Genomic DNA, 5,883 nt, shown 5'->3' with positions numbered 1-5,883 from the left:
CTCTTTCCATCCTTTACGCCTGTTTCCCGTATTTACGCAGATAGGACATGGCCTGCTCTAAAGTCACACCCGCTTTTTCCTGCAGCCTGGATAAAATAACTGTATCTTCCAGCCCTTCTTCCTTTCCCAGCTCAATGATAATCTGCACTTTGCCCTGCTGCATCCCCTGCTTTACTCCACGCTGTATTAATTTCTCTGATTCTGTCTCAATTACAGTTCCTCCCATAATATTCACCAGCCTTTCCTCATTTTCATTTCCATTTGTAATATGTGTAATAATAATATTCACAAATCCCATCAGGTCTATGATTTCATCGTCTGACAGTTCCCCGTCTTTATGCAGCCGGAGCATTTCATTCCTGAAATATTTCAAATCCCTGACAGCTTCTTCTATCCTGTCCCCATATGCAATTTCCTTCTCATACCTTGCAACATAAAAAGGAATATATGGAAACAGACGTTTTTCCACAATATATTCTTTTGTAAATTCCGCCAAAATTACATTCTCTGATTTATAATCCACACGCTGCCCGTCGGGAAATGTAAAGGTAATGGTGGTTGATTTTGGTGTTTTATCTGTCTTTTTTACATAAATAACGGAAAACCGCGGCATGGGAATAACAGCATGGCCAATATCCCATATGGCAAACTGCCTTGCAACAATAAATGCATATTCGGCAATTCTGATTGCCATAGAACCGTCGTCGTAGCTCTGGCATTCCAACAGATAAATTTCACTTCCGATTTTCATCAGAAAATCCGAAATCTGTTCTTCTATTTCCCTGTTTCCATCTGCACCTTCGCTTTCTGTCAGATACCCTTCCGAGGGCAGCACATCCACTTTGGCATCCATTGGATAATCTTTTCCAAAAATATCATTAATGACTGAAATAAACAGCCTTTTGTGTTTGCTTTTCATGGTTTTAAACACATTGTCATAATCAGGTGTTTTCTTCTGCATTCCTGCTCCCTTCTGTAAATATTATCTTATTTTTCAAGAAAATATTTCTGCTTTTATTATATCGGCAAATCTTACCTGTGACAATAAAAATTATCTTTGATTCATACTTTATCAAAATTCTGGCCCTTTTTATCTTATTGGGGAGATTATTACTCCGGCATTCATCCACCAGAGTAATAACTGTAAATCCCTCTCAAGCAAAAGCCAGATATTCCTTATCATTGAAAATTAAAATGCTGGTTATCACATAATATTACAGAGCAATCTCAAGCTCTCCTTTTTCCCTGTCATAATAATAAACGTTGTCTGACAGCCATTCCTCCTGGCTCACTTCATCCCGGTTGATGGACTGCACCATATCCCTTAAGTCTTCCGCTTTTATGCCTGGGCCATCCACTAACAGCAGCGTTTCATGCACGGAGCTTGGCAAAATGTAAAAATTCCCACGCGCCAGCTTTGAAAATTCTTCCAGAAGGTCTTTCCTTAGGATTCCGGCCGCCCCATGGCTCACCCGCTGGTTTGTCAAAACATACAGAAACGGGAAGTCATGGAAGCTGCCCATTCTTGGCCCCAGCATGGATTCCAGTATCTCCGACAGGGGCTTTATCCCATATTCCTCCTTCCGCAGGTTTTCCAAGGCCGTCTCCCACAGTTCCCCTTCCGTGACGCCCCAGCTTTCCAGATAATATTCTTTTACGAGGGCGGTTGCCTTGTAGTCTTTGCCTTCCAGTTCCAGGCAGTATGCCGCCGCCAAATCCAGGAATTCCCGGCTGGGGCATCCTTCCAGCAGTCCCCGGTTCCACTCCGCGTTCAGCAGGACAAGGCGGACGCGTCCCCGCGCTTCCGCGAATTCCTCATATTCCATCCACATATGGCTGTTTTCTCCTTTCCTGTAAACGCGTCTTTTTCTCTTCCTTTATTTTCTGCCGTTCCGGGCGTTTCCGGCTCCTTTATGCCGCTTCTTTCGTCTTTGTCTTTTTTAGGCTGCTGATTGCTTTCGCGAAGATTTCCGCCGTTATCTGCCCCGGCTCCCTCAGGCCGTACCGCTCCAATACCGCTTCCATGGAAACCCCGGTGCGGGCAAGCTCCTGCTCTAACGCTTCCATCTGTATCCCTGTGATGAATTTTATCTCCGGCCTCCTTTTCAATTCATAGACAAGAAAACCTCTGCCGTTTACAATCCTAAGGCCTGCGATTTCACGGTTTTCATTATAGGCAATGTGCTGCACGTAAAAGCAGTCGGACGTGACGTAACGGCCCCCTTCCTGGCTGATATTGGCGGCTTCCGCCGGGACCCAGATGAACGGGGCGGTGTAAAGCTCCCGGCCCAGGCCCCAGTTGAAGCAGGCCCGCTTGAAGGAATCGGAGGCCTGGCCCTTCTCCTTTTCGGAACGGCTCTCCGTCCCCACGTCCTGCTTCGCTATCCACTGGCCTTTCTCCCCGTCCCAGATTTCCACGGTGCAGTAAAGGTTCCCGTCTATGCTCTGGTGGGTGCGCTTCCACCCGAAGGGCGTGAAGGCCTCGTCCAATATCCTCTGGTCCACGCGGGCGTCCTTGAACAGAAGCAGGCTTAAGCCCTTCTGGCTGATGGTGGACACCCGGCACTCAATTTCATCCGCCCGCAGCAGGCGGATGAATGGGGATGGGGCTGCGGCCTTTTCCGGTTTTTCAGGCCCCGCAGGGGAAGGCTGGGTTTCATTCCCATCTCTGCTTTCTTCTTTTTCTTTTGTAGGCTTGATTTTCTTTGGCTCCCCTTCCTTTTCTTTGGCAGTTCCAGTTTTCTTTGGCTTCCCTGCCTTTTCTTCCACGGTTCCAGCTTTCTTTGGCTCCCCGTCTTTTACTCCTGGGGTTTCAGTTCCTTTTGGCTCTCCGCCTCCCGCCTTCCTGGCTCCGGCTTTTTTCATCGGTTCCCCTGTTTCTTTTACGGCTCCGGCTTCTTGGGGCTGCGTCTCTTTTCCTTTTATGGCCCCGGCCTTTTTTGACAGTTCTTCTTTTAAGCCGGTATCGTTCTTTAAGCCCGCCCTTTTTTCTCCTGTGTCTGACGGCAAAACATCCACTTCCTTTCTCCCTGGCTGTATGTCAAAATAAATCCGCTTTCCGTTTCTTTGCCATGCCCGTTTTCAGGTTATGGCGCGCCTGTCTGCGGTTGTTACGGTGCGGAAAAGGGGCAGGATTTCTTTTCCTGCCCCTGCGTTTTTTACGCCGCTTTCACGGTGAACCTTCTGCTCTTAATGGTCTTTTTGTACTGTTCATAGATTTCCGGCCGTTCCTCCTTCAGGCGCTTTTCATCCAGGCGGCTGCTGTCCACCTGCTTCCAGGACACCCGGTAGCGGTCGTTCTCGGCAAGCTCCGCTTCCCCAAGGTACAGCTTCAATTCCTGCTCAATGAGGCGTTTCTCCCTCTCCAGCTTTTCTATTCCCTCGGCAAGCTCTTCCCTGCGCGCCAGCTTCCCGTCAAACCCGGAAAGAGGGATGGAGATTTCCCTGGAATCTTTGAAATATTCCGCTAATACGCTGTCCGCCAGTTTGGAGCCGTCCGGGTCCGGCATTTTATGTTTCAGCACATGGTTTTCCCAGAAGTCTTTTTCAATCTGGATTAAATCGGACTGTATTCTTTCGTCGCGCTCTATCCTCTGGAATTTAAACTCCCTCCCATAAATCAGCACCGCGATGTACCAGGCGTCCGCGCCGCAGACGTACATATAATGATGGCATTGTATCTGGTAGGATAAAGGGATTTTCCCATCTTTCCATCTCTCCGCCAGGTAAGGGCTGGCGGTCTTGCATTCCAGCCCGGCGTTCTCCCCCGCCACCATCCGGTCCACGTCCGCAAGCATAAACGGGTTCTTTTCGTCATAGTACATGAAGTTCGCCCTGCGGACTTTCTTCCTGGTGGCTTCCATGAACCTCCTCGCCACGTAATCCTCAAACTCCCTTCCCTGGCGCATGGCTTCGCTGTCGGATATTTCCAGGCTGTCTGAGGTTTTGTCCAAATAGACTTCCAGGGCCGTCCGGTAAGGGTTCAGCCCGCATACCGCCCCGGCGTCCGAGCCGCCGATTCCCATCTTCCTCCATTTCAGCCATTCCTCACGCGGCAGGTTTTTGGTCACTGTCAGCTTTTCCATGAAATCTCTCCTTCCTTAGGGTTCCATTCTTTTTCTGGGATTCCCGTTTTCCTTTGGTTCCTGTCTCCCTCTGTCCCACGCTTATTTTCTGTTTCGTTCTGGCTGTCTTTTCTTCCGTTTCCAGAAGCTTTTGCTTCTTTTCCCTGATTGTTTCCCCGGCTTCAGATTCCGCATCCCTGCAGATTTCCTTTATCCCGGAGCATACACTATGTTCCAATTCTTCTTCCTGTGGGGCGGGGGATTTCAGCCACCTTTGGTAAAGGGACTGCAAAATTCCTTCTTCCTGGACGCACCGCTTTAATTCTTCCTCCCCGAGTTCCCCGCTGTGCTCCGCCAGCGTTTCATAAATGCGTATCATGCTGTCAATCCGGTAGACGATGGAGAAGATTTCCTCTTTTTCCAGCCTTAAGGCTTCCTCTTTAAATCCTTCCAATTCTTCACTGATTTTATGGCAGAACGCTTCTTCTAGTTTTTCTCTCCCAAAATCTTTCTCCCTCTTTTTCTTTTCTGTGAAAGCTTCCGATTTTCCGGATGTGTAATTATCCGCTTTTTCCATTGGTTTTGTTGCCTTATGGGTTTCTTTTTGCATGGCTGCCTCCTTTCCCTTTTACGCCGCTTTCATCATCTGGTAAGCCCGGTCAATCAACGGGTTGCCTTCCACCGTCTTTAAGAACAGGTTTTCCTTATAGTTCGCCGATTTCCGCAGGGGCTGTGCGTGGGTAGCAAAATCTGAAGCTGCGTTTATGAAACGGTAGGCATTCTTCCCAACACCCTGCAGGTCAGGCGCGTCAAAATACCTCATTTTCATGTCTTCACGCAACCGCCTGGTGTTCTTTTCCTGCTGAGGCGTAGAGCCGTCCTCCAGGGGCAGTAAAATTTCTATGTATTCCATCACCTGTCTGTCTGACAGTTTCTTTTTCCGGAGGGCGTCAAACTCTTTCCCCAGGCTGTCCATGTACTGCCCAGCCAAAAACAGCGTATCTTCCGCTTCCTTCATCCGGCTTCTGACGTCCCCGGTGTGAACCATGGACCAGGAGCGCTTTGCCGTGGCCAGAGCCAGGTTTAAGGTGTTGTTGCAGACCACCCGGATTGGGGTGAGGGCCACACGCACTGCCCCAGATCCGTCATGGGCATTTGAGAACAGCAGATAGGGGCTGACACGTTCCCCAGAGATGATATACTCATGGGGCATCCGCGCCAGGAGCCACACTTTCCTGCCGCCCAGGTGGCTTCCCGCCGTTTCATAGCGCACCCCTTCCCCCAGCAGGCTGTCCGTGAAGGCGAAGGCCTCCCGGTTCTGGATGACCCGGTAGCGGTCCGTCACCACGCCAAGCGGTTTCCCGTCGGAATCCCGGACGTTCGCTTTGTGCCCTTCCACTAATTCCTTTCTTGCTGTGTAAATAGGCTCCTGCACCACGCTCCAGTCCAGCCCGGCCAAACGTAATGCCTCCCTGGAGTCCGGCGCTTCCTGCACCCTTGTCCCCAGGCCGTGCCAAGGGGCTTCCCTTACATAAAACATGCTTTCCACTTCTGCAGCCATAATCGTTTCCCTCCTTTTGGATGTTGTAGGCACTTCTTTTCCAGTGCGTTTCTTGCTTTTGCTATTTTCCTGCAATGCGCCGTGCTGGCAAGCAACCCAGCACCTCTTTAGTCCTCGTCCAAGACTTCCAGCAGACGTGCGCCGCAGCTTAATATAAGCAATGCGATTTCAAGCTCTTTCATCCTCTTTCACCTCCTTCCTCCATAAAAAAGTGTCTTCGACACTTCAGCCCCCTAGCCCCCATTCATGGGGGAATTA

At 49.8% G+C, this 5,883-nt stretch carries 6 protein-coding genes; all 6 read right to left on the bottom strand.

All coding sequences use genetic code 11. The features are described from left to right. Nucleotides 1-13: 13 nt before the first annotated feature. Nucleotides 14-961 (bottom strand): RpnC/YadD family protein, encoded by a 948-nt coding sequence (locus tag E5329_RS27995; RefSeq protein WP_135992422.1) that lies wholly within the window; start codon nucleotides 959-961, stop codon nucleotides 14-16. Between the two features lie 253 nt (nucleotides 962-1,214). After that, nucleotides 1,215-1,832: a DUF5688 family protein gene (locus tag E5329_RS27990; protein WP_135992421.1), complete on the bottom strand. Its 618-nt coding sequence runs from the start codon at nucleotides 1,830-1,832 to the stop codon at nucleotides 1,215-1,217. A 79-nt stretch (nucleotides 1,833-1,911) separates the two neighbouring features. After that, the gene (locus E5329_RS27985; RefSeq protein WP_275443841.1) at nucleotides 1,912-3,009 is read right to left on the bottom strand and encodes a hypothetical protein; all 1,098 of its coding nucleotides are present in this window, start codon (nucleotides 3,007-3,009) and stop codon (nucleotides 1,912-1,914) included. A 149-nt stretch (nucleotides 3,010-3,158) separates the two neighbouring features. After that, a complete protein-coding gene (locus tag E5329_RS27980; RefSeq protein ID WP_135992420.1) occupies nucleotides 3,159-4,085 on the bottom strand; it encodes a YqaJ viral recombinase family nuclease in 927 nt (308 codons plus the stop codon). After that, on the bottom strand, nucleotides 4,048-4,674 hold the full coding sequence (locus E5329_RS27975) for a Spc97/Spc98 family protein (protein WP_135992419.1): 627 nt from the start codon (nucleotides 4,672-4,674) through the stop codon (nucleotides 4,048-4,050). The genes E5329_RS27980 and E5329_RS27975 overlap by 38 nt, the downstream gene beginning before the upstream one ends. 18 nt (nucleotides 4,675-4,692) lie before the next feature. Further along, nucleotides 4,693-5,625: a DUF932 domain-containing protein gene (locus tag E5329_RS27970; protein ID WP_135992418.1), complete on the bottom strand. Its 933-nt coding sequence runs from the start codon at nucleotides 5,623-5,625 to the stop codon at nucleotides 4,693-4,695. Nucleotides 5,626-5,883 lie beyond the last annotated feature (258 nt).

The organism is Petralouisia muris (assembly GCF_004793545.1).
Lineage (GTDB): Bacteria > Bacillota > Clostridia > Lachnospirales > Lachnospiraceae > Petralouisia > Petralouisia muris.
Note: the sequence above shows the minus strand (reverse complement) of the source record. Positions and strands in the feature narration are given on the sequence as shown.

Bases quoted from the DNA above. Each gene is read 5' to 3' on its own strand.
- E5329_RS27990 (WP_135992421.1), bottom strand. From the start codon at position 1,832: ATGTGGATGGAATATGAGGAATTCGCGGAAGCGCGGGGACGCGTCCGC.
- E5329_RS27970 (WP_135992418.1), bottom strand. From the start codon at position 5,625: ATGGCTGCAGAAGTGGAAAGCATGTTTTATGTAAGGGAAGCCCCTTGG.
- E5329_RS27975 (WP_135992419.1), bottom strand. From the start codon at position 4,674: ATGCAAAAAGAAACCCATAAGGCAACAAAACCAATGGAAAAAGCGGAT.
- E5329_RS27980 (WP_135992420.1), bottom strand. From the start codon at position 4,085: ATGGAAAAGCTGACAGTGACCAAAAACCTGCCGCGTGAGGAATGGCTG.
- E5329_RS27995 (WP_135992422.1), bottom strand. From the start codon at position 961: ATGCAGAAGAAAACACCTGATTATGACAATGTGTTTAAAACCATGAAA.